Consider the following 20,902-nt stretch of genomic DNA (forward strand, 5'->3'; position numbering starts at 1 on the left):
CGTTAATTCTGCACCTCACTCCCGCTCAAATTACGTTACAATTCAGCCTTAGTATTTACATCTGCTTTCAGTTACTCTTTGTTCACCCTCACTCGATTGAATAAAATAATGCAGATAAACAATAAGATAATGATAAGCTGCAGCATAATCGCTAGCTTAGTATCACAAACAACATTTGCCCAGCTCAATACTGGAACAACATCCAGTAAACTCACTGCATTTACCCATGCTGAATTAATTATTGCCCCGGGAAAACGTTTAAGCGATGCCACTTTATTAATTGAAAATAATCGAATTAAAGCCATTATTGAGCACAACGACATTCCCGCTGGCGCATTTAGAATCGATTTGAGTGGTTATACAATTTATCCCGGATTTATCGATCCTTTTACTGATTATGGGATTGAGTTCGAATATCCCAAACTTAAGCTCACTCGCCCCGTCTATGATATAAAGCGTATCGGTGGTAATGCGGAAAATGGTGCAATTCATTCTGAAAAAGAATGGTTTAATTACGTTTACCCCAATAAAAAACGCGCAAAAGAGTGGATTAATAATGGTTTCACCAGTGTGCAAAGTAGCAAACTCGACGGTATCTTCCGTGGAACGGGTGTCAGCCTTTCATTAGCGGACAAAACGGCTAATGAAGTGATTTATCGCGCCCGCAGTCAACCTTTTATGGCATTTGATAAAGGTTCGTCTGAACAAGATTATCCCTCATCATTAATGGGCAGCATTGCACTTATTAGGCAAACCTTTGCCGATGCAAATTGGTATAACCAAAATAAAAACAAACCTGCCAATGGCGCAATAAACAATCAAGTCGAATTTAATATCGCCTTTGAGCGTTTAGATAATTTAGCCGATAAGCAAATTATCTTTGAAACCAAAAATCTCAATGACCAATTACGTGCAGCCCATTTACTCAAAGAACATAAACTGCCAGCCAACCTACTTGGTAATGGTCAAGAATACTCACGCATCAATGAGTTAAAGGCGCTGAACTATCCGTTGATCTTGCCTTTAAACTATCCGCAGGCACCCGATGTCGGCACTGATGATGCTGATCGTGAAGTATCACTGGCGGATTTAAGACAGTGGGAACGTGCACCAACCAATCCTGCAGCGGTAGCTAACGCAGGTATCCCCTTTGCGTTAACGCAGTTTGGGATTAAGACCGATGCCTTCTGGCCGCGCCTACGCCAAGCCATTGCCCAAGGTTTAAGTGAAGAAAACGCTCTCGCAGCACTCACCACCCAAGCCGCAGAGATGACAGGCACCGCCGACTTTACCGGTAAACTCGCGTCCGGTTATATGGCTGACTTTGTTATCACTAAAGGCAATATCTTTAAAGATGGCCAGATCTACAGTGTTTGGTTGCAAGGTCAGGAGCAAAGTCTGCGCTCACTTCCCCAAGCACGATTACTGGGAGATTACCAATTAAGCCTCAATAACCTCACGCTAGATTTATCGCTACATGATGAAAGTAAAAGTGATAAACCCAACATCCAAGGCAATTTAAGCAGTGGCGAACAAAGTATCTCACTCACTCAACTTAAGTTAGATGATAACGGAAGATTGAGCTTTACTGCCGATTTGAGCGCCGCAGGCATTAACGGCCTTAGCCGCTTTACGCTGTGGATGGCCGATGACGGCATTCAAGGTCGTATGGTCGATGCAAAAAGTCGCACTACAAATGTTGCCGGTGTCGCTTTAACTCAAACTGCAAAGCTCAAAAAAGCAGACCAAGCAAGCAATCATGCTCCCAAGAATGAAGCCAACACGAGCCTAGTGAGTCACCTCACCTTCCCTAACGTCGCTTACGGACTAAGCGAAGCACCTAAAGTGGAGAAGCTACACATCAAAAATGCCACCCTGTGGACATCGGATAAACAAGGTATTCTCGAACATGCTGATCTCTTGATGGCCAATGGCCGCATCGAAAAAATTGGCCAACAATTAAGTACGCCATCAGGTTATCAAGTCCTCGATGCAACAGGTAAACACCTCACCGCCGGCATAGTCGATGAACACTCGCATATCGCCATTAATGGCGGTACTAACGAAGGAACAGACGCAGTTACCTCTGAAGTACGCATTGGCGATATTATTAATCCCGACGATATTTCAATCTATCGTGCCTTAGCGGGCGGCGTCACCAGCGCGCAATTACTCCACGGTAGCGCCAACCCTATCGGTGGCCAATCACAACTGATCAAAATGAAATGGGGCGAGCCAGCTGAACAACTCAAATTTGTTAACGCGCCCGCCAGTATCAAATTTGCTTTAGGTGAAAACGTCAAACAGAGTAACTGGGGCGAGAAATTTGTTCAGCGCTTCCCCCAGACTCGCATGGGAGTAAAAGCCTTATTTGAAGAAACCTTCGACGCTGCTATCGCCTATGAAAAGGCGTTAAAAACCTATGATAATCTGCGCTCCAGCGATAAAAAGAAAACCATCGCCCCGCGTCCAAGTTATCGTCTGCAGGCGGTCGCCGAAGTATTAAACCAGCAACGCGACGTACATATTCATTCCTATGTACAGTCAGAAATCCTGATGTTTATTCGCTTGGCCGAGGCCTATCACTTTAAAGTACAAACCTTTACCCATGTGCTCGAAGGTTACAAAGTGGCGAGTGAACTGGCTGCCCATGGTGCTGGCGCATCGACCTTTGCCGATTGGTGGGCCTATAAGTTTGAGGTGTATGATGCGATTCCGCAAAACGCGTGCCTGATGCAAAACAAGGGGGTGATCACCAGCATTAACTCAGACGATTATGAAATGCAGCGCAGACTCAACCAAGAAGCGGCTAAGTCTATGATGTATTGCAATATGTCGAAGGAAGACGCTTGGAATATGGTCACTATCAATCCAGCCAAACAATTAAGAGTCGATGAGTTTGTGGGTTCACTCACCCCAGGCAAAATGGCCGATATCGTACTCTGGAACGCAGAGCCACTGTCTATTTACGCCAAAGTGACGCAGGCATGGGTTGAAGGAAAACGCTATTTTGACCGCGACCAAGACCAAGTTGCCCAACAAGCTGTGGTGAACGAGCGCGCCGCACTTATCCAAAAAATTCTCAGCAGTGATGACCAAACTAAAGCGGGTGAAAAAATCACGCCACTCAACGAGCCACAGTGGCACTGCGACACCCACTATCAGGCATGGGGCCACGCTCATGAGGGAGCCAAATAATGCAACATTTATCTAAAACCGTTTTGTTTGTGGCGCTACTCGGCGCAATTTGCATCACGCAGGCCCCAGCAATGGCCAATGATATCGTACCTACGCCTAAACAAAGCCGCAGCGTACTGATTAAAAACGCCACTGTGCACACAGTCACTCAAGGCGTGCTCAGCAACACAGACGTCTTAATTGAAAATGGCAAGATCACGGACGTTGGGCCCCAACTCACCAGCCAAACCAACAGTGCAACCGCAGAAACCAGTGACACTCAAATCATCGATGCCAGCGGTAAACACTTGTATCCGGGCTTAATCGCCCTAGACACCAGCTTAGGCTTAGTAGAAATTGAAATGAGCCGCCCAACGGTTGATAACGCCGAGGTAGGCTATATCAATCCGCAGATCAGCACGGCCACAGCTTACAATGCGGATTCGGAGCTCATCCCGACCATACGTTACAACGGCATTACCCACGCACAAATCGTTCCGAGCGGTGATGGGTTAGCAGGACAATCGGTACTGGTGGATCTCGATGCATGGACGATTGAAGATGCGATGACACCAAGTGCTGGACAGTTCCATGTCTATTGGCCGCAAATCAAACGCATGCCAGAAGATGAAAAAGAGAAAGCCAAGGCCATTGAGAAAAATCAGTTGGCGATCGACAAGCTCAATATCGCCTTTGAAGATGGCTATCGCTATTTCTTAAGTGATAAGGCCAGCGGCAAAGACAAAAACCAGAATGAAGATCCACAGTCTGCGACTAACAACCTGCGCTGGCAGGCTATGCTGCCGCTATACCAAGGCAAAGCGACACTGTTTGCCCATGCCGACAGTGTTGGCCAAATTGAGCAAGTGATCGCCTTGACGAAAAAATACCAATTCAAACTGGTAATTGTCGGCGGATACGATGCATGGCGTTTGGACTCAAGCCTAAGGGAAGTTAAAGCTGGGGTCATTTACCCTCATACCTTGAGTCTGCCTAAACGTAAAGATGAGCCAGTCGATTTACCCTTTAAGATCCCATCTTTACTCGCCAATGCAGGTATTCCCTTCGCCCTTGGGTTCTCATCGGACTGGAATAGCCGTAACCTCCCCTACGCCGCAGGTTACAGCGCCGCTTATGGTTTAACGCCTGAACAAGCACTTAAGTCCATCACCTTAGATGCCGCAAAACTGTTAGGTGTGGAAGATTTAGGGGCGATAGCGGTGGGATACCAAGGCAGTGTCGTGCTGTCCGAGGGGGACATTCTCGACCCTATGACCAATAAGATCGAAGCTATTTGGATTGAAGGGCGGCAGATAGATCTGAATAATCGCCATCAGCAGCTTTATCAAAAGTACCTTAAGCGGTAGAATTTGCTCAGATAATAATATCGCATCGGCGCAGCCTACCAAGGCTGCGCAGTTTTCTCCTCAACTTCAGGTCAAACCATGAAAATTATCCTCTCAAGTGCATTAGTGCTCCTGCTCAGTGCCTGTGCAAGCGACTACAGTTTTAACAGTAATTTGGACAGTGAGGCGATTAATGACTATTTCAAGGCATCCGATGTCATCCTTTATGAAGGTGATACCTTGCCTAAAGGTCATTATGAGTTAAAAGGATTGGTCGAAGGTGAGTCCTGTCAGGCCGATACCAACGGCGCGCCTGCGTCACTTGCCGATGCCAGAACCGAAGCCCGTCGCAATGCGGCAGATAAAGGGGCTAACGGCATTATCATCAAGCAATGTGTCATATTTGAAGAAGCTGCCCAAGGTTGTATCAGCCGCGCATTATGCGTTGGTCAAGCAGTAAAAACGGCTACAACAGAGTAAGCCTCACGCATATTAAGCATACTGCTCGCGGCGTGATCCTATAGTGTTCTAAGATTGCCCCTATCAACCGCTTAATGGCTAACGCTTCGTGACCAACGCTGCATTATTAGCGCACAAAGATGGGCCTTAATGATTAGCTTAGAATGATGAGCTTAGGCGGTTGTTATACTTACCCTTTAGGTAATTTTTTGCATGACATTTACCAACCAAATTATCGCAGTGGCAACATGCCGCACGCCCTATAAACAAAAATTTGGCATACCAAGACAACCCGGACTTGTTGAAGCGCGTGGTTATGTCGAACTAGAGTCCCATGTGAATCATATCGATGCGGTGCGTGGCATAGAGCAATATTCACATCTCTGGTTACTGTTTTGCTTCCATGAGAATCTTACCCAAGGTTGGAAAACCACAGTCAGGCCGCCGCGTTTAGGCGGCAATGAAAAACTCGGCGTGTTCGCCACTCGTTCCACTTTTCGCCCCAATGGCATAGGCCAGTCTGTAGTGAAATTGCACGGCGTAGTGCAGCGCAAGGGCAAAGTGTGCCTCGAAATTTCAGGTATGGATCTGCTCGATGGCACGCCGATTATCGATATTAAGCCATACATTCCTTTCTCAGATTCTATTACCGATGCTGTAGGCGGCATTGCCCAAGACGCGCCTAAACTGATTTCAGTGGTGTATTCTGACAATGCCAAGACGCAGATTGAGCGTTACGCCCTGCAGGAAACCTACACAGATTTAGCCGTACTTATCCGCGGTGTGCTCGGCCAAGATCCACGTCCCGCCTACAAAAAAGCCAAGGACGATCCTAAGTTATACCAAGTCGCCCTCTATGATTTAGATGTGTTCTGGCACATGGCGGTCGATGATAATGACCAAGAATATATCTTAGTATTGGAACTCAAACCGGGGAAATGTGGCTAAATGTCTGTATCAGAGCTGGCATCTTTGCCTGATTATCAAAGCCAGCATAAAAAGCGGCTCTCTTGGATGCCGTGGCTGTATTTTTCTTTAAAAGAGAAACATTTAATCTGGGCCAAACCTTGGCAAGACGATATTCAAGCAAAACTTTGTGCCCTCGAAACGGTAACTATCGGCGAGCACTGTTTTATCGCCCCCGAGGCGCAGTTATTCGCCGAACCCAATCGTGATATCCGCATCGGTAATCGCTGCATGATCGCCGCCGAGTGTTTTTTGCATGGACCTATCACGCTAGGGGACGAAGTGGCGATTAATCATGGTTGCTCCTTCGATGGCGGCAGGGTCGGTATTCAAATTGGCAGCCAGACTCGCATCGCTAATAATGTCACTATTTATGCCTTCAACCATGGTATGGTGCCAGATACGCCCATATATCAACAAGCTGCCAACTCAAAGGGCATTGTTATTGGTAAAGATGTGTGGATTGGCGCTCAGGCAGGCATAGTCGATGGTGTGACAATTGGCGATCACGCTGTGGTGGGTATGGGCAGCATAGTGACGAAAGATTTACCCGACTGGGCGATAGTGGCTGGCAACCCCGCCAAAGTGATTGGCGATAGACGGGATAAGTAAGCAGTAAGGATAATCTTGATACTAGCAGTGACGAAGTCACGCTCTAACAGCACAGCACTCTTCCTTGCGTTATCCGTTATCCGTTATCCGTTATCCGTTATCCGTTATCCAGCATCAAAAAATGCTATTTATCTCCCAGCTAGTTGAATTTAACCTAAATCCCTAGGTGACATCACCAAAGCAGGTGATAAAATGGCGACCATTCAACTCAAATTTGGACATCGGTAATGCGCGTCAGCAAGTACCTGCTATCAACACAGAAAGAAACTCCTGCCAACGCAGAAGTCATTAGTCATCAATTAATGTTACGTGCGGGCATGATCCGTCGTAATGCGTCGGGCCTATATAGCTACCTCCCCACGGGCTTACGTGTACTACGTAAAGTCGAAGCCATTGTTCGTGAAGAAATGAACAAAGCCGGTGCAATTGAAATTCTAATGCCTATGGTACAACCGGCAGACTTGTGGGTAGAAACGGGTCGTTGGGAAAAGTTTGGTCCCGAGCTGCTGCGCTTTAAAGATCGTCACAATCGCGACTTCGTACTGGGGCCAACCCATGAAGAAGTGATCACGGATCTCATTCGTAAAGAAGTCAGCTCATACAAGCAATTACCGCTGAATCTTTACCAAATCCAAACCAAATTCCGTGACGAAGTTCGTCCACGTTTTGGCATGATGCGCTCACGCGAATTCTTGATGAAAGACGCCTACTCTTTCCACCTTGACGTCGATACCATGAATGAAACCTATGAGGCTATGTACACAGCCTATAGCAACATTCTATCGCGCATGGGCTTAGCTTTCCGCCCAGTTTTAGCTGATACGGGTTCAATCGGTGGCAGCATGTCACACGAGTTCCACGTGCTAGCGCAAAGCGGTGAAGATTTAATTGCTTACTCAACGGGTAGCGATTATGCGGCTAACATTGAGAAAGCCGAATCACCTATGCCAACTGAACCACGCGGCGCAGCCACTGAAGCATTGCGTTTAGTCGATACCCCAAATGCAAAGACTATTGCGGAATTAGTTGAGCAGTTTGATTTGGATATCACCAAAACGGTCAAAACCTTAATCGTTAAAGGTGCGACCGAAGCCGCTCCGCTAGTGGCGTTAATCGTTCGTGGCGACCATGAACTCAACGAAGTCAAAGCCGACAAGTTAGATTTAGTAGCATCACCATTGGAAATGGCGCCAGAAGCCCTAATCCGTGACGCCATTGGCGCAGGTCCTGGTTCACTTGGCCCTATCGGTCTTAAAATCCCTATCGTTATCGATCACAGCGTTAGCGTCATGAGCGATTTTGCCGCCGGTGCTAACGTTGATGACCAACACTATTTTGGTATCAACTGGGAACGCGATCTGCCGACAGCGCAAGTTGCCGACATCCGTAACGTAGTCGAAGGCGAGCCAACACCTGATGGTTCAGGCACTTATGCTATGGCACGCGGTATCGAAGTGGGCCATATTTTCCAACTGGGCACTAACTACTCTAAATCGATGAACGCGACTGTACTTGACGAAAATGGCAAGTCACAGGTGCTACTGATGGGTTGTTACGGTGTCGGCGTGAGCCGTATTGTGGCAGCAGCCATCGAACAAAACTTCGATGACCGTGGCATCATTTGGCCAGAAGCGATTGCGCCATTTAGCGTGGGTATTCTGCCAATGAACATGCACAAGTCGCACCGCGTAACCGATATCGCCGAGCAGTTATACAAAGACTTAAACGAAGCGGGTATCGAAGTGTTATTGGATGATCGTAAAGAGCGTCCAGGCGTGATGTTCGCCGATATGGAACTGATTGGTATCCCACATACAGTGGTGATTGGCGATCGCAATATTGATGCTGGCGTATTTGAATACAAAAACCGCCGCACAGGTGAAAAACAAGATATTCCATTCGATCAACTGCTCGACTTCCTGAAAAACGCAGTTAAAGGCTAAGCCTCAACGCGAAATGTAGACAAGCTGAAGATCAAAAACGAAACGCACTTGAGCCCAGCTTAAGTGCGTTTTTTATTGGACTTTTTATTGACCTTCATCGTTCACATTGGCTCGCAACATGACTTTTTATGTGTGGCTGTTTACTGCTGTATTTTGGGCACTGTATTTTTGGCAAGGTATTTTGCGCTAACAGATACTGACTCGGAGCGACGCCCATCAACTGCCTAAACATATAACCAAAGGCTGAACCCGAGGCATAACCTAAGGATAACGCTGTAGTGAGCACTGATTCACCTCGGCTGAGCATCTGAATCGCTACCTGCAATCTAAGCCTTTGCAACCATTGGCTATAACTCAGCCCAGTTTGCTGTTTAAATAATCTCGCTAACGTGCGGGCCGAGGCACCGACCTCCCGCTGCCAATCAACCAAAGTGCGCTGTTCGCTTGGATCGGCAAGCAAAGCCTCGGTAATGCGCAGTAATTTTTTATCCCTAGGATAAGGTAAATCCAAGGCGACCTTAGGGGCGAGTACCATAAAGTCACGGATCACCATCAAGAGCCGCATGACGCGATCCTTAAAATCGGGATCAATTAGCCCAGCCTCACTCTTCACTAAGGTATTAGCCTCTTGCAGTAATAACTGCAAAACTGGCTTCACACTCAAACAAGTACTGTCGGGTGGAAACCCGCCTATCCGGGTTTCATCCAAATACAGACTACTCAATTGCACCTGACCTAGCGCGATAACCTCATGATCGACAAAGGGAGGCACCCACACCGCTTGTTCAGGCGGCACAATGTAACGCCCAGCAGGCGTGATCACACTCAGCACACCTTGACTGGCATAAATGACCTGTCCCCAAGAATGACTATGGCGCTGCACATGTTCAAACGGCTTGAGTGTTCGCTTAAGCAACATGATGGAGGCACTTAGCCCTGCGGCGGCTAAACGTGAAGGTGCGACCTGCGTGTGCTGAGTAATATGCTGCTGGGATAAATGCGTGTCAGTGACTTGATTCAAGGTGTTATCGCCCAAGGTGATTTTTATATCGAAGCTTCTTTTCAAATTATCGAGCCTCTTTGTTTAGAAGTACCTTTATGCAAAGAAGTGTCTTTATATCTAGACATTAAGTCAATCTATCGAGCTAAAGCCAAAGCTGCAAACGCTAACATGTCATATCAGACTGAATAAATTGGAGATGACATGAGTATCCACATGGATAAAAATCGCGTAACGCCCGTTACATTACAAAAAATGAAAGGTAAAACCCCCATAGTTGCTCTAACCGCCTATGAAAAGCCGATGGCAGAAATTATCGATCCCCATGTGGATATGATTATCGTCGGCGACTCCGTCGGCATGGTGGTTTATGGGCAAGACTCTACACTCGGGGTCACCTTAGAAATGATGATTAATCATGGTCTTGCTGTCACTCGCGGCGCAGCACATGCCTGCGTTATTATCGATATGCCCTTTGGGAGTTATCAAGAATCGCCTCAGCAAGCCTTCAAACATGCCAGCCAAGTATTAATACGCACAGGCGCGCAGGCGGTAAAACTCGAGGGTGGCGCAGAGATGCTCGACACCACTCGTTTTTTAACCCAGCGAGGGATCCCTGTAATGCCACACATAGGATTAATGCCGCAACACGTGAATCAATTGGGTGGATTTAAAACCCAAGCAAGAGATGCTGCCGCCATCGAAGCCCTCGTTAGTTTAGCGAAAGACTTTGAGCAAGCAGGCGCTTTTAGCATACTGATTGAAGGCACATCCGAGCTCGCGGCGCGCACAGTGACGGCAGGAGTCTCAATCCCAGTCATAGGCATTGGCGCCTCACCCGCCTGCGATGGTCAAGTGCTCGTGACTGAGGATATCTTAGGCTTATTTTCTGACTACACGCCTAAATTTGCTAAACGCTATATCGACTTAGGACCATTGATCACTAAGGCCTGCGCCCAATATGCCCAAGAAGTGAGGACGGGTGAGTTTCCAACATCGGAGCATTGCTTTGGCCTCAGCAAAACGACCAAAGTTACAGCGGATTAATTGTCTAAAGCGAAATGTTCCAGCAATCGAATAAACGATAAATCGAAATTTACAACTAATTGAGTCTACCGACTTGCTTTTTATAGGGGGGCGTTGCTTTAATAAAACTATTAAAACAATAAATTGAGTCTGAAGATTGCCTACATCAACTGCATTAGTCTTAGGCGGTGGCGGCGCTAGGGCGGCCTACCAAGTCGGCGTGTTAAAAGCACTGGTCCAGCTTTATCCACGCAATCATGGTATTCCCTTTAAAATTATTTGCGGAACCTCTGCGGGTGCCATCAATGGCACCGCTATCGCTACCCATGCCTCTTGCTTTCACCTTGGTGTCAGAAAACTCGAATGGGTTTGGCGTCACTTTGAAACTCGAAAAGTCTACCGAGCTTCGATCACAGGCGTTCTCAGCCATCTAACGAAAATGGCCCTCAAAGGCATGCAAGATGATAAGGTCAATACCGATGCAGGCAGTCTGCTCGATAATGATCCGCTAAGAGGCTTACTCAATGAGCTTATCGACTTTAAACGTATCGACCGTAATATCCGTAATGGCTCACTGACGGCACTGAGTGTGGATGCCTCTTGTTATAATAACTCTCGCTCAGTGACCTTTTTCCAAGCCGCGAAAGAAATCGAAAACTGGACCCGTGCCCGTCGCAGTGGCGAACGTATCATGCTCAATACCGAGCACCTACTCGCCAGTTCGGCAATCCCTATGGTATTTCCATCCATTAAACTCAACCAAGCCTATTATGGTGATGGTTCAGTCCATCAGCTAGCACCGCTCTCAAGCCCTATTCATTTAGGCGCCGAAAAACTCTTAGTCATTAACTTAGAGAGCCCGCACAAGCACTTTCCTATGGAACTAGAATATCACCCAAAAACAGCGACAATAGCGGGTCATCTGCTCGATACCATCTTTTCAGATACCTTAAATAGCGACCTTGAGAGACTAGAAAGGATCAATAACACTTTAAGCCTGATTCCTGAGTCAAGCCGTAACAAACTCGCCTTGCATCCGATTAAAGCCCTAGTCATCAAACCTAGCGAAGATCTCAGCAAAATTGCTGCCCGCTTCTATGACGACATGCCATGGGCCGTTAAAACCTTACTCGGCTTCATCGGCATAGACAGGCAGTCAGACTCAAGTATTGTGTCCTACCTACTCTTCGAAAAAACGTATACCAGCGCTTTAATCGACTTAGGCTATAAAGATGCCATGGAAAAAATCGATGAACTTAAAGCGTTTTTTGGTTTAGACAAAAATCCATCATCTTAAGGACATAACTGAAATTCCCAATAGGTATTCGGTACCTTAACATTCTAAAATCATGCTATGCGCTTCACTCTTTATTGGCGATTTAATCCCATGTGGCGATGAACGTAAGTACTGTGGCGGCGCTTTCACAGTTGCACCTAATATTGCTGCCGCATGCCAAGGCCAATGTGGGTCATAGAGCATAGTGCGAGCAAGTGCAATAGCATCAGCCTGTCCTTGTTCCAGAATCGTTTCCGCTTTATTGGCATCCGTAATTAATCCCACTGCAATCACAGGTGTGTTTACCTCAGCTTTAATGGCTTCGGCAAAAGGCACTTGAAAGTGTTCTGCAACAGGGATTTGTTGTAGCGGACTTAATCCACCGGTACTCACATGGATAAAATCACAGCCTCGGGCCTCTAATGCTTTTGCCAATACTAGGCTTTGAGCTAAATCCCAACCGCCATCAACCCAATCAGTCGCTGATATCCGCACACCGAGTGCAATCTTAGGCGATATCACTGCTTTAATTGCATCGAACACGGCCAACAATAAACTCAAACGATTTTCTAAACTGCCACCATATTGGTCAATGCGTTGATTCGATAATGGGGATAAAAATTGATGAAGTAAATAACCGTGGGCAGCATGGAGTTCAATCGCATCAAGCCCTAATCGTTCGGCACGTTGCGCCGAACTGACAAATGCCAATATAAGCTCATCAATTTCATCCAATGTCATTGCACTCGGTAATGCTGTGCCTTCATTAAAAGCCTGCGCGGAAGGCGCTATCGTCTGCCAACCATTATGTTCATCGGGTGAAATAGTGCCGCCACCTTCCCAAGGTTTTCGAGTTGATGCTTTACGCCCCGCATGGGCGAGTTGTATCGCCATTGGCATACTTGAATACTTGCGAATAGATTTGAGGGTTTTATCTAAAGCAGCCTCCGTTTTATCATCCCATAGGCCTAAATCTGCATAGGAAATTCGGCCATTGGGCAGAACAGCGGTAGCCTCTAAAATGAGCATTCCCGCGCCCGATAACGCCATGCTCCCTAAATGAATCGTATGCCAATCGGTTGCTTGGCCGTTTTCTGCCGAATACTGACACATTGGCGCGATGATAATGCGGTTGGCTAACTCGAGTTGACCTAAGGTTAAAGGCGAAAATAATAAACTCATTGTCATTCCTTTTAATACAAACAGTGATTGGCTTTATGAGGGTGTGCTGGCGATGCTATCTCTGGTGGATAAAATCGGTGCGGCGATTAATGGCCAATCAATGGCAAACTCGGCACAGTTCCAAGCTAAAACGCTTTCATCTTCAGGATCATAATATTGGGTACATTGATAAATAACATCTGCATAATCACTAAGAACATAAAAGCCGTGCGCAAAGCCCGGTGGGATCCACATTTGCAGATGATTCTCTGCCGATAGCACTCGCCCAACCCATTTTCCATAGGTGGCCGAGTCAGCCCGAATATCGACGGCAACATCAAAAATGCTCCCTGCACAGACCCGCACCAATTTACCCTGCGGTTTTCGCCGTTGAAAATGCAAGCCTCGCAGAACATTGTGTTGCGAACGACTCTGGTTTTCCTGCACAAATACGGGAGGCTCAAGTCCTCTTGCAGTAAAACAAGCATCAAAATAGGATTGCCTGAACGTTTCCTTAAAAAAACCACGCTCATCACCAAATACTTGAGGTTCAAACACCAATACTTCGGCTAATTCAGTTTCATTACATTTCATCAAATACCTGCTTATCGAGTAAACCGAGCAAATACTCACCATAGCCACTCTTGAGTAAAGGCTGAGCCAATTGCGCTAACTGCTGCCCATTGATCCAACCGCAGCGAAATGCAATCTCTTCAGGACAATTGATTTTTAGCCCTTGTCGTTTCTCAATGGCAGCAACAAATTGTGTCGCCTCGGCCATGGCATCAGGCGTACCAGTATCTAACCAAGCCGTCCCACGCCCTAGAATATCGACCTGTAACTCTCCCAAAGCTAAGTAACGAGTGATAACATCGACAATCTCTAACTCGCCCCTTGCCGAAGGTAAAACCGTTTTTGCAAATGTTGCAGCTCTGCCGTCAAAAAAGTACAAGCCAGGCATAGCGTAACGTGAACGAGGCTGCAGAGGTTTCTCTTCGATAGAAAGCACTTTACCCGTGTCATCGAACTCAACAACACCATAAGCGTTAGGGTTCGCCACATAGTAACCAAAAACGGTCGCCCCAGATTGGTCTTGCCAAGCATGTTGCAAATTTACCGTTAAGTGCTGACCATAGAATAGGTTATCCCCAAGAATAAGCGCACAGGCATCACCCGCTAAAAATGGCTCGGCGATAATGAGTGCTTCAGCCAACCCCTTCGGAGAGGCTTGTTCGGCATATTGCAGCTTAAGCCCCCAATGACTGCCATCACCAAGTAATGCATGGAATAGTGGTAAATCGTGGGGAGTACAAATGATCAAGATATGCCGTATATCAGCCTGCATCAGGGTGACAAGTGGGTAATAAATCATTGGTTTATCATAAATGGGCAGTAATTGCTTACAGACAACCTGCGTCATAGGATAAAGACGCGAGCCAGTACCGCCCGCCAGTAAAATGCCTTTTCTCATTGAAATATTTAGGATTGATAAGCCATGTTGAAGTGCCAAGATTGTAGCATACAAAATGTCGCGAGCAGGAAGAACAGATAACAGGGCTGTTGGCTGTTAATGCAGGAAAAACAACGCAACAGAATATTAAACCGCAAAAGCTAAATACCATTTTGGCTCAGTAAGATTTCAATTCGTCTTTTACTTAATAAACATATAAGAAGACGCTAACCTATCTCAACCCTTACTACTTTCAGGGATCAGCATCTCAATACGTAATCCCTGATTAGGCACTGAGAAGAGTGACACATTACCATTCAGTTTTTGTGTGATCAGATTATAAATAATCGACATCCCCAAACCTGTTCCACCACTCTGCCTTGCGGTGGTGAAAAAAGGCTCAAATGCTTTGGCTTTCACTTCATCGGACATACCTACGCCATTATCTTCATAAATCATCTTGATCTGCGAAGCCATTTTTTCAACTACTATCACAATTTGCTTATCACCGACAAAATCATCGGGAAAAGCATGGCGAAAACTGTTCGCGACTAAGTTAGTGAAAATTTGTGCGATCGCTCCGGGGTAAGAATCAATAAAAATATTATCGTCAAGTTCGACTTTTAAAGTGATATTTTTCTTACGCATCAAGGGTTTTAATGAACTAAATATTTGAAAAATATAATTCTTCAGATTAAAGCGCTCGCGTTCCAGTATCGATTGATCTGCAGCAGTACGCTTGAAGTTATGCACCAGTTCTGCAGCGCGGGAAAGATTACGCTCAATTAAGCATAAACCATCCTGCATTGTATTGATAAAGCTGACAAATTTATCCTCATCAAGCTCGTTTTTCTCAAAGAGCCCTTTCAATAGGGATAACTCATCCAAACAATGGGTCACGGATGTGACAGCTATGCCAAGGGGTGTGTTCACTTCATGGGCAACACCGGCGACTAAGCTGCCTAAGGCCGCCATTTTTTCATTTTCAATTAAGTGCTTTTGGGTTGATTTTAAAGTCGATAATGCTGTTTCAAGCTCTGCGGTGCGCAGCTCAACTTGATGCTCAAGATCGGTATTAATGAGCTTGAGCTGTTGTTGATATTCAATGATCTCTTTAGCACTCATGGCTCGACCAAAAAGGTCGGCGAGTGCCGAGGCAAAGGCCTTCTCATCCCGAGTCCATTCCCTCGCCTCGCCCTGATGTTCAGAACAAATAATCCCCACCATTTTTCCGTGGTGACGAATAGGACTATCCAACAAAGAGCTGATCTGATTCGGTTTCAGATAGGTTTCGACAAATTCTTTAGTGGCGGGATCCGTTTGCGCCTTATTGGCGACAATTGTGCGCTCATTGTCGAGCAGGCTAAAGTAATAAGGAAACTGCGCGCGAGTGAGCACTAACGCTTCTTGCGGCTGTTGATTGTCGAGTGAATAATAACAAGTGATACTCTGATTATCCGGACTCAACAACCAAATACCCGCCCGAGAGATCTGTAATCCCTTACAAATTGAGCTCACGATAAGTTGTGATGCTTGAATGAGATCACCCTCATCAATAACCTGAGACTTACTGACATCAAATAAAATTCGATCAAGCATTCGGGTCATAATGGCTCATCCGGAATATGAACATGTAGGGAGGCAAACACATCTAACAAATCAAGGCTGGCTTCACATAACACAGGATCAAACTGTTTACCCGACTGCGCTAAGATGTACTCGCGCACCGCCTCAACAGACCAAGCCTCTTTGTAACTTCGCTTGGAAAGCAAAGCATCAATCACATCAACAATCGCCATCAGGCGGCCTTCAATAGGAATGTCTTCCTGCGATAGCCCACGGGGATAACCTTGCCCATCCCAACGTTCATGGTGAGTATAAGCAATTCTAGCGCCCATTTTGGCAATAATACGATTTGAGCCAACCAACAGGTTATAACCCTTCTCTGCGTGGGTTTGCATAATCGCCCATTCCTCGGCATCGAGTTTACCGGGCTTATGCAAAATACTCTCAGGGATACCGATTTTGCCTACATCATGAAGAGGCGCCGCATAACGAATAGTTTCGATAAAGTCTGCCTTCATACCAATAGCAATCGCGAGCATTTCTGTCATGCGCGCTACGCGGCGCACATGGGCTCCAGTCTCCTTACTGCGCTGCTCAATGGCATCTCCAATGATTAAAATTAGCTCCCTTTGTGTCTGCTGCACATTTTCGCGGCCCGACAAATTCTCAAAGGTTAAGCTCACATTTGCCGCAAATAGCTCAAGAATGCTGACTTGAAAATCCGTTAACTTAGTGTTGTGTTGTAAATATAAAATACTGGTAACATGGCCACTAAGCTCATAAAATCCAACATAAATATTTTCACGGATCAGCGACGTTTTTAGCGCTATCGCTTCAATAATATGTTCACGCACATCCCCTGGCAGAGTCTCAACGCTACCACCTTCAAAGTAACTGATCATATCTCCCGTGGCGGCCAGCAGATTCATTTGAGTATCGAGGTAAAGGTCTTGATGATAACTCGTGAGATAAAGAGCCGAGCTTTCGAGATTGAGCAGCTGCAAGGTCTGTTCGAGCACTGCACTACCAAAGTTATGCAATGTATGGCTCTTAAGTACAGAGGTGGAGGCAGCAATCACTTTTTCCATCCCCTTTTGGCTTTGCTCGATAATTTTTATATCGCGATAGGAGCGCAATGAGGTGTATACACAAGACTTAAGCCGAGCCGCGGTGAGCTCTGTTTTAGCTTTATAATCGTTAATGTCAAAATCCCGAATAACTTGCTCTTCAGGTGCTTGCCCCGGCTGACCCGTACGTAAAATGATGCGGGTACTGTGGTTATTTAATTCAGTGCGAATTTTTTGGACTAGCTCTAAGCCTGCATGGTCCGTTTCCATGACGACATCAATAAAGGCCAAGGCGATATCTGATTCAGTTTGAAATAATGTTAAACCTTCAGCAGCACTGTAACAGGAGTAGAACTGCAAGACTCGATTATCTAAGGTCAGATTTTTTAACGCAAATCGAGTGACATCATGGATCCCAGGTTCATCATCAATAATAGCCACCTTCCAAATGCCTTGTTTAGGCTTATGGGATGTATCTTCGATAACATCAGCACTTTTCTTAAATAACGCCACAAAACCACCGTTTACGATGAATAGTTACGTTTTAGTATAGATTCAATCTTAAAAGTGACTAGTTTCAAAGGATAAATTATCATCCCATTAATTACAGCTTAGGACTAACAACTAACATACTGGTCACTTAAAACCCACACAAAAAAACTTAAGCTATTGTTATAAAAATAGAAATAGCAAAAGTTAGCCTAACCCAGTCTTGGCGGGTATGATGAGTGCACGTAATGCATAATTCCCAAAATTTCTATTGGAGCTACTATGAAAAAATCACTATGTTACATCGCGCTGCTGGCTTTATTCACCACGGCTTGCTCAGAAGCCCCAAAAGAAGAAACGGCAGTCAATACAGCCCAAGCTCAAACAGAAGCGGCAAAATCCGTCCCAGTAGGTGATACCAGCCAGAACTCGCTCGATTGGGCAGGTAGTTATGAAGGTGTATTGCCTTGCGCCAGTTGTGAAGGAATGCAAACCCTAATCACTTTGCAAGCTGATAATAGCTTTGTTCAAGAAACAGTTTATTTAGGTAAAGATGAAAAGATTTTAAAACTGATGGGTAAAGTGACATGGGACGAACTGGGCCAGAAAATCACTCTAGAAGATGGTACACAATATTTGGTCGGTGAAAATCAGTTGATCATGTTAGACACTGAAGGCAAACGGATCACCGGCGAACTTGCTGCAAATTATGTGTTGAAAAAGAAAGGTCTATAAAAGCAGAGCTGGCAGCTAGCACTCAGCTGCGGTATTAGATTATGGATAACGGAAGGCTGCACTTACCGTAAGAGCAAAGCCTCCGTACCGTTATCCATAAGTCACACAGAAATGTTCTGCAATCGCAAAGCCATGCTTTAGAAGTTGTGAAGCTAAGAAAGGCGAATCAAACCTTCTTAACCAATAAAGAGGTGATTTTGAATAACAGCATACAACTGATCCGCTATCAAGATTGCCCATCAACGCCATGGAAAAATGGTGGTGGAAGCACAAAACAGCTACTCATTTCCCCCATCAAGGCCGAACTTACTGAATTTGATTATCGGATCAGCATTGCAAGTATTAGCAGCAACGGACCTTTTTCATCATTTATCGACATAGACAGGCAACTGCTCATTCTGGAAGGTGATGGTGTTGAACTCAGCATCAATAGTCATGAAGGGACAAAACAGATAAATGGCCTTGGAGCTGGAGAAAAGATATCAGGAAATACAGATACAACTGAATATAAGCGACTCACGCCAGCTGATAGCCCATTCTGCTTTGCTGGTGAAAACTCAATAACAAGTCAATTATTAGGCAGTGATGTTATTGATTTCAATGTCATGACCAAACGCGGCGCATTTAAAGTGCACACGCAAAGGCTTAGCTTTGATGACATATTTATCGAAGAACAGATTGCAACCTCAAACAGCCACCCAAATGAACTGCAAAAAACTGAAGCTTACGTCCCTATCATCCAAATACTTTGCTGCTTAGATACCATGACATGGGAACATAATGGCAAGCTTATCAAGATCATGCCCTATGATATTCTCGTTTTCCAACAAGGCGATGGTATAAGGTTAAAAACAACAAGACCAAGTCGACTACTTAAAGTGTCCATTACTGCCAGTCCTCTATAACAGTATTTACAGGTTAAGCTCCAATATTACTCAATTTGGCGCGTTAAAATACCGAGCCACTATCCACTCGACAGTTTTTCTGAGCCCAGAATCGAAGGACTCTAATGGTTGCCAACCAAGTTCTCGCAGGATCTTACTCGCATCAATAGCATAACGCACATCATGCCCAGGTCTGTCTGTAACATGCTCTATCAAACCTCGAAAACCAACACCATTAATAACAAAAGCTTGCGGATGAGTGGGCACTAACTCTTCGAGTAAATCGCAAATTTGGTACACAACCGCTAGATTGCTACGCTCATTAGCCCCTCCAATATTATAGGTCTCCCCGACTCTGCCCTGTGTCATAACAAGAAACAAGGCACGCACATGATCATCTACATATAACCAATCGCGCACTTGTTGACCATTACCATAGACAGGTAACGGTTTTCCGGCCAATGCATTATTAACCATCAAAGGGATCAATTTTTCAGGGTATTGAAAAGGCCCATAATTATTGGAGCAGTTAGTGATAACTATCGGTAAACCGTAGGTGCGATGCCATGCCCGAACAAGATGATCCGCCGATGCCTTGCTGGCTGAGTAAGGAGAGCTAGGATCATAGGCTGTAGTCTCAGAAAAGAATCCTGTAGCCCCTAATGAACCGTAAACCTCGTCGGTGGAAATATGATGGAATCTAAAAACTTTTTGCTTATCCGCATTCAAACTTTGGAAATAGCAGCGGCACGCCTCAAGCAATGTATAAGTGCCCACTATATTGGTTTGGATAAATTCAGCAGGCCCATCAATTGAGCGATCAACATGGCTTTCGGCCGCTAAATGCATCACCACATCTGGTCGATAATCCTGGAATACGGCATCTAATTTTACTCTATCGCAAATATCAGCCTGAACAAAATGATATCGCTCGTTACTATCTAGCACTGTTAAAGCGTCAAGATTACAGGCATAAGTTAACTTATCAAAATTAAGTACTATGCATGATGTTTGTCTAATCAAAAAATGAAGCAATGCAGATCCTATAAATCCCCCTCCACCTGTTATGAGTATTTTTATAGCCACAATAAAATCCTAATTCTACTTAAATAAACAAAAAATTTTAATTAAAAACATAGAAATGTGAAAAAAACAATAATTAAAAATTAAGAGACCAATTAACAACACTACTATTACCCTATGTCTTCTTGTAAAAATATAACACAATTTCGAACTAAAAAAATAAGAAATAATGCAATAAAATTCAAGAAAACACTTTGTGATTATACGGCTAGTTAGGTAAAATAAGTCGTAAAGTATAAAAAATAAATTATTTCATCACATTCAGTGAGTTGCGACATAAAAGATACCGTATCAAAAAAGAGTAAAGAGGTTCTACAACGGTCACGCCCTTGCATGAGAGAACCTTAATATTATCACCATTGATATAGTCGGCTCGCTAAATTTTAGAAAAAAAATATTTCAGAGTTAGAAGTAGATCCTATAAGTCATAAAAACTTCATCTCTAGCAAGTTAAAAGCTCTTTAAATTTTAAGCATGGAGATATAACTATATTACTAACATCACTTTTTAAGTTATTTTAAAAAATTAAAATGGCTATAAAAATAGAATTCCAACAACCCCTTCACAATTAACCAGTTAATAAACTTACCAACTTCTACATTTTTAGCTTTCTTAAAATATTCCTTTTGTGCATTACAAAAAATCAACATCGAGTGAGCATT

General features: G+C 44.9%; 17 protein-coding genes. 10 read left to right on the top strand and 7 right to left on the bottom strand.

The window, feature by feature from the left end; all coding sequences use genetic code 11:
- Nucleotides 1-108: 108 nt before the first annotated feature.
- From L5M71_RS12285 to L5M71_RS12310, 6 genes are all read left to right on the top strand, one after another.
- On the top strand, nt 109-3,198 hold the full coding sequence (locus L5M71_RS12285; RefSeq protein ID WP_263178039.1) for an amidohydrolase family protein: 3,090 nt from the start codon (nt 109-111) through the stop codon (nt 3,196-3,198).
- On the top strand, nt 3,198-4,544 hold the full coding sequence (locus L5M71_RS12290; RefSeq protein ID WP_263207639.1) for an amidohydrolase family protein: 1,347 nt from the start codon (nt 3,198-3,200) through the stop codon (nt 4,542-4,544). The genes L5M71_RS12285 and L5M71_RS12290 overlap by 1 nt, the downstream gene beginning before the upstream one ends.
- Before the next feature lie 78 nt (nt 4,545-4,622).
- The gene (gene rcsF / locus L5M71_RS12295) at nt 4,623-5,003 is read left to right on the top strand and encodes an Rcs stress response system protein RcsF (protein WP_105252035.1); all 381 of its coding nucleotides are present in this window, start codon (nt 4,623-4,625) and stop codon (nt 5,001-5,003) included.
- Between the two features lie 192 nt (nt 5,004-5,195).
- On the top strand, nt 5,196-5,930 hold the full coding sequence (gene tsaA / locus L5M71_RS12300; protein WP_263200580.1) for a tRNA (N6-threonylcarbamoyladenosine(37)-N6)-methyltransferase TrmO: 735 nt from the start codon (nt 5,196-5,198) through the stop codon (nt 5,928-5,930).
- Nucleotides 5,931-6,560 (top strand): acyltransferase, encoded by a 630-nt coding sequence (locus tag L5M71_RS12305; protein WP_263207641.1) that lies wholly within the window; start codon nt 5,931-5,933, stop codon nt 6,558-6,560.
- A gap of 227 nt (nt 6,561-6,787) precedes the next feature.
- The gene (locus L5M71_RS12310) at nt 6,788-8,503 is read left to right on the top strand and encodes a proline--tRNA ligase (RefSeq protein WP_131523128.1); all 1,716 of its coding nucleotides are present in this window, start codon (nt 6,788-6,790) and stop codon (nt 8,501-8,503) included.
- 94 nt (nt 8,504-8,597) lie between these two features.
- Here the strand turns inward: L5M71_RS12310 and L5M71_RS12315 are convergent, their stop codons facing one another.
- Entirely contained in the window at nt 8,598-9,539 is a 942-nt protein-coding gene (locus tag L5M71_RS12315) for a helix-turn-helix transcriptional regulator (protein WP_317629993.1), read from the bottom strand.
- Between the two features lie 168 nt (nt 9,540-9,707).
- Here L5M71_RS12315 and panB point away from each other — a divergent pair, with 168 nt between their 5' ends.
- Both panB and L5M71_RS12325 read left to right on the top strand, forming a co-directional pair.
- Nucleotides 9,708-10,550: a 3-methyl-2-oxobutanoate hydroxymethyltransferase gene (gene panB / locus L5M71_RS12320; RefSeq protein WP_219250903.1), complete on the top strand. Its 843-nt coding sequence runs from the start codon at nt 9,708-9,710 to the stop codon at nt 10,548-10,550.
- A gap of 136 nt (nt 10,551-10,686) precedes the next feature.
- Nucleotides 10,687-11,826: a patatin-like phospholipase family protein gene (locus L5M71_RS12325; protein WP_263207648.1), complete on the top strand. Its 1,140-nt coding sequence runs from the start codon at nt 10,687-10,689 to the stop codon at nt 11,824-11,826.
- 36 nt (nt 11,827-11,862) lie between these two features.
- Here the strand turns inward: L5M71_RS12325 and L5M71_RS12330 are convergent, their stop codons facing one another.
- The 5 genes from L5M71_RS12330 to L5M71_RS12350 all read right to left on the bottom strand — a co-directional run bounded on the left by L5M71_RS12330 (nt 11,863) and on the right by L5M71_RS12350 (nt 17,562).
- Complete coding sequence (locus tag L5M71_RS12330; RefSeq protein WP_263207650.1) at nt 11,863-12,987, bottom strand: NADH:flavin oxidoreductase/NADH oxidase; 1,125 nt, start codon at nt 12,985-12,987, stop codon at nt 11,863-11,865.
- 33 nt (nt 12,988-13,020) lie between these two features.
- Nucleotides 13,021-13,560 carry a dTDP-4-dehydrorhamnose 3,5-epimerase gene (gene rfbC, locus L5M71_RS12335; RefSeq protein WP_263207653.1) on the bottom strand — a complete coding sequence of 180 codons (540 nt, stop codon included), beginning with the start codon at nt 13,558-13,560 and terminating at the stop codon, nt 13,021-13,023.
- Entirely contained in the window at nt 13,550-14,437 is an 888-nt protein-coding gene (rfbA, locus tag L5M71_RS12340) for a glucose-1-phosphate thymidylyltransferase RfbA (RefSeq protein WP_263207655.1), read from the bottom strand. The genes rfbC and rfbA overlap by 11 nt, the downstream gene beginning before the upstream one ends.
- A gap of 216 nt (nt 14,438-14,653) precedes the next feature.
- Complete coding sequence (locus tag L5M71_RS12345; RefSeq protein ID WP_263207657.1) at nt 14,654-16,024, bottom strand: GAF domain-containing sensor histidine kinase; 1,371 nt, start codon at nt 16,022-16,024, stop codon at nt 14,654-14,656.
- Nucleotides 16,021-17,562 (bottom strand): DUF3369 domain-containing protein, encoded by a 1,542-nt coding sequence (locus L5M71_RS12350; RefSeq protein WP_263207659.1) that lies wholly within the window; start codon nt 17,560-17,562, stop codon nt 16,021-16,023. Before L5M71_RS12350 ends, L5M71_RS12345 begins: the two co-directional genes overlap by 4 nt.
- A 258-nt stretch (nt 17,563-17,820) precedes the next feature.
- Here L5M71_RS12350 and L5M71_RS12355 point away from each other — a divergent pair, with 258 nt between their 5' ends.
- Nucleotides 17,821-18,273 carry a copper resistance protein NlpE gene (locus tag L5M71_RS12355; RefSeq protein ID WP_113940966.1) on the top strand — a complete coding sequence of 151 codons (453 nt, stop codon included), beginning with the start codon at nt 17,821-17,823 and terminating at the stop codon, nt 18,271-18,273.
- Nucleotides 18,274-18,470: 197 nt separating this feature from the next.
- Nucleotides 18,471-19,178 carry a HutD family protein gene (locus L5M71_RS12360; RefSeq protein WP_263207661.1) on the top strand — a complete coding sequence of 236 codons (708 nt, stop codon included), beginning with the start codon at nt 18,471-18,473 and terminating at the stop codon, nt 19,176-19,178.
- Nucleotides 19,179-19,208: 30 nt separating this feature from the next.
- Here the strand turns inward: L5M71_RS12360 and rfbB are convergent, their stop codons facing one another.
- Complete coding sequence (gene rfbB / locus L5M71_RS12365) at nt 19,209-20,237, bottom strand: dTDP-glucose 4,6-dehydratase (RefSeq protein ID WP_263207750.1); 1,029 nt, start codon at nt 20,235-20,237, stop codon at nt 19,209-19,211.
- Nucleotides 20,238-20,902 lie beyond the last annotated feature (665 nt).

The organism is Shewanella sp. SW1 (genome assembly GCF_025653545.1).
GTDB classification, from domain to species: Bacteria; Pseudomonadota; Gammaproteobacteria; order Enterobacterales; family Shewanellaceae; genus Shewanella; species Shewanella oncorhynchi.

Excerpts from the sequence above, each read along its gene's own strand:
- rfbC (WP_263207653.1), bottom strand. The coding sequence starts at position 13,560 with ATGAAATGTAATGAAACTGAATTAGCCGAAGTATTGGTGTTTGAACCT.
- panB (WP_219250903.1), top strand. The coding sequence starts at position 9,708 with ATGAGTATCCACATGGATAAAAATCGCGTAACGCCCGTTACATTACAA.
- L5M71_RS12345 (WP_263207657.1), bottom strand. The coding sequence starts at position 16,024 with ATGACCCGAATGCTTGATCGAATTTTATTTGATGTCAGTAAGTCTCAG.
- L5M71_RS12285 (WP_263178039.1), top strand. The coding sequence starts at position 109 with ATGCAGATAAACAATAAGATAATGATAAGCTGCAGCATAATCGCTAGC.
- rcsF (WP_105252035.1), top strand. The coding sequence starts at position 4,623 with ATGAAAATTATCCTCTCAAGTGCATTAGTGCTCCTGCTCAGTGCCTGT.
- L5M71_RS12330 (WP_263207650.1), bottom strand. The coding sequence starts at position 12,987 with ATGAGTTTATTATTTTCGCCTTTAACCTTAGGTCAACTCGAGTTAGCC.
- tsaA (WP_263200580.1), top strand. The coding sequence starts at position 5,196 with ATGACATTTACCAACCAAATTATCGCAGTGGCAACATGCCGCACGCCC.
- L5M71_RS12355 (WP_113940966.1), top strand. The coding sequence starts at position 17,821 with ATGAAAAAATCACTATGTTACATCGCGCTGCTGGCTTTATTCACCACG.
- rfbA (WP_263207655.1), bottom strand. The coding sequence starts at position 14,437 with ATGAGAAAAGGCATTTTACTGGCGGGCGGTACTGGCTCGCGTCTTTAT.
- L5M71_RS12310 (WP_131523128.1), top strand. The coding sequence starts at position 6,788 with ATGCGCGTCAGCAAGTACCTGCTATCAACACAGAAAGAAACTCCTGCC.
- L5M71_RS12290 (WP_263207639.1), top strand. The coding sequence starts at position 3,198 with ATGCAACATTTATCTAAAACCGTTTTGTTTGTGGCGCTACTCGGCGCA.
- L5M71_RS12305 (WP_263207641.1), top strand. The coding sequence starts at position 5,931 with ATGTCTGTATCAGAGCTGGCATCTTTGCCTGATTATCAAAGCCAGCAT.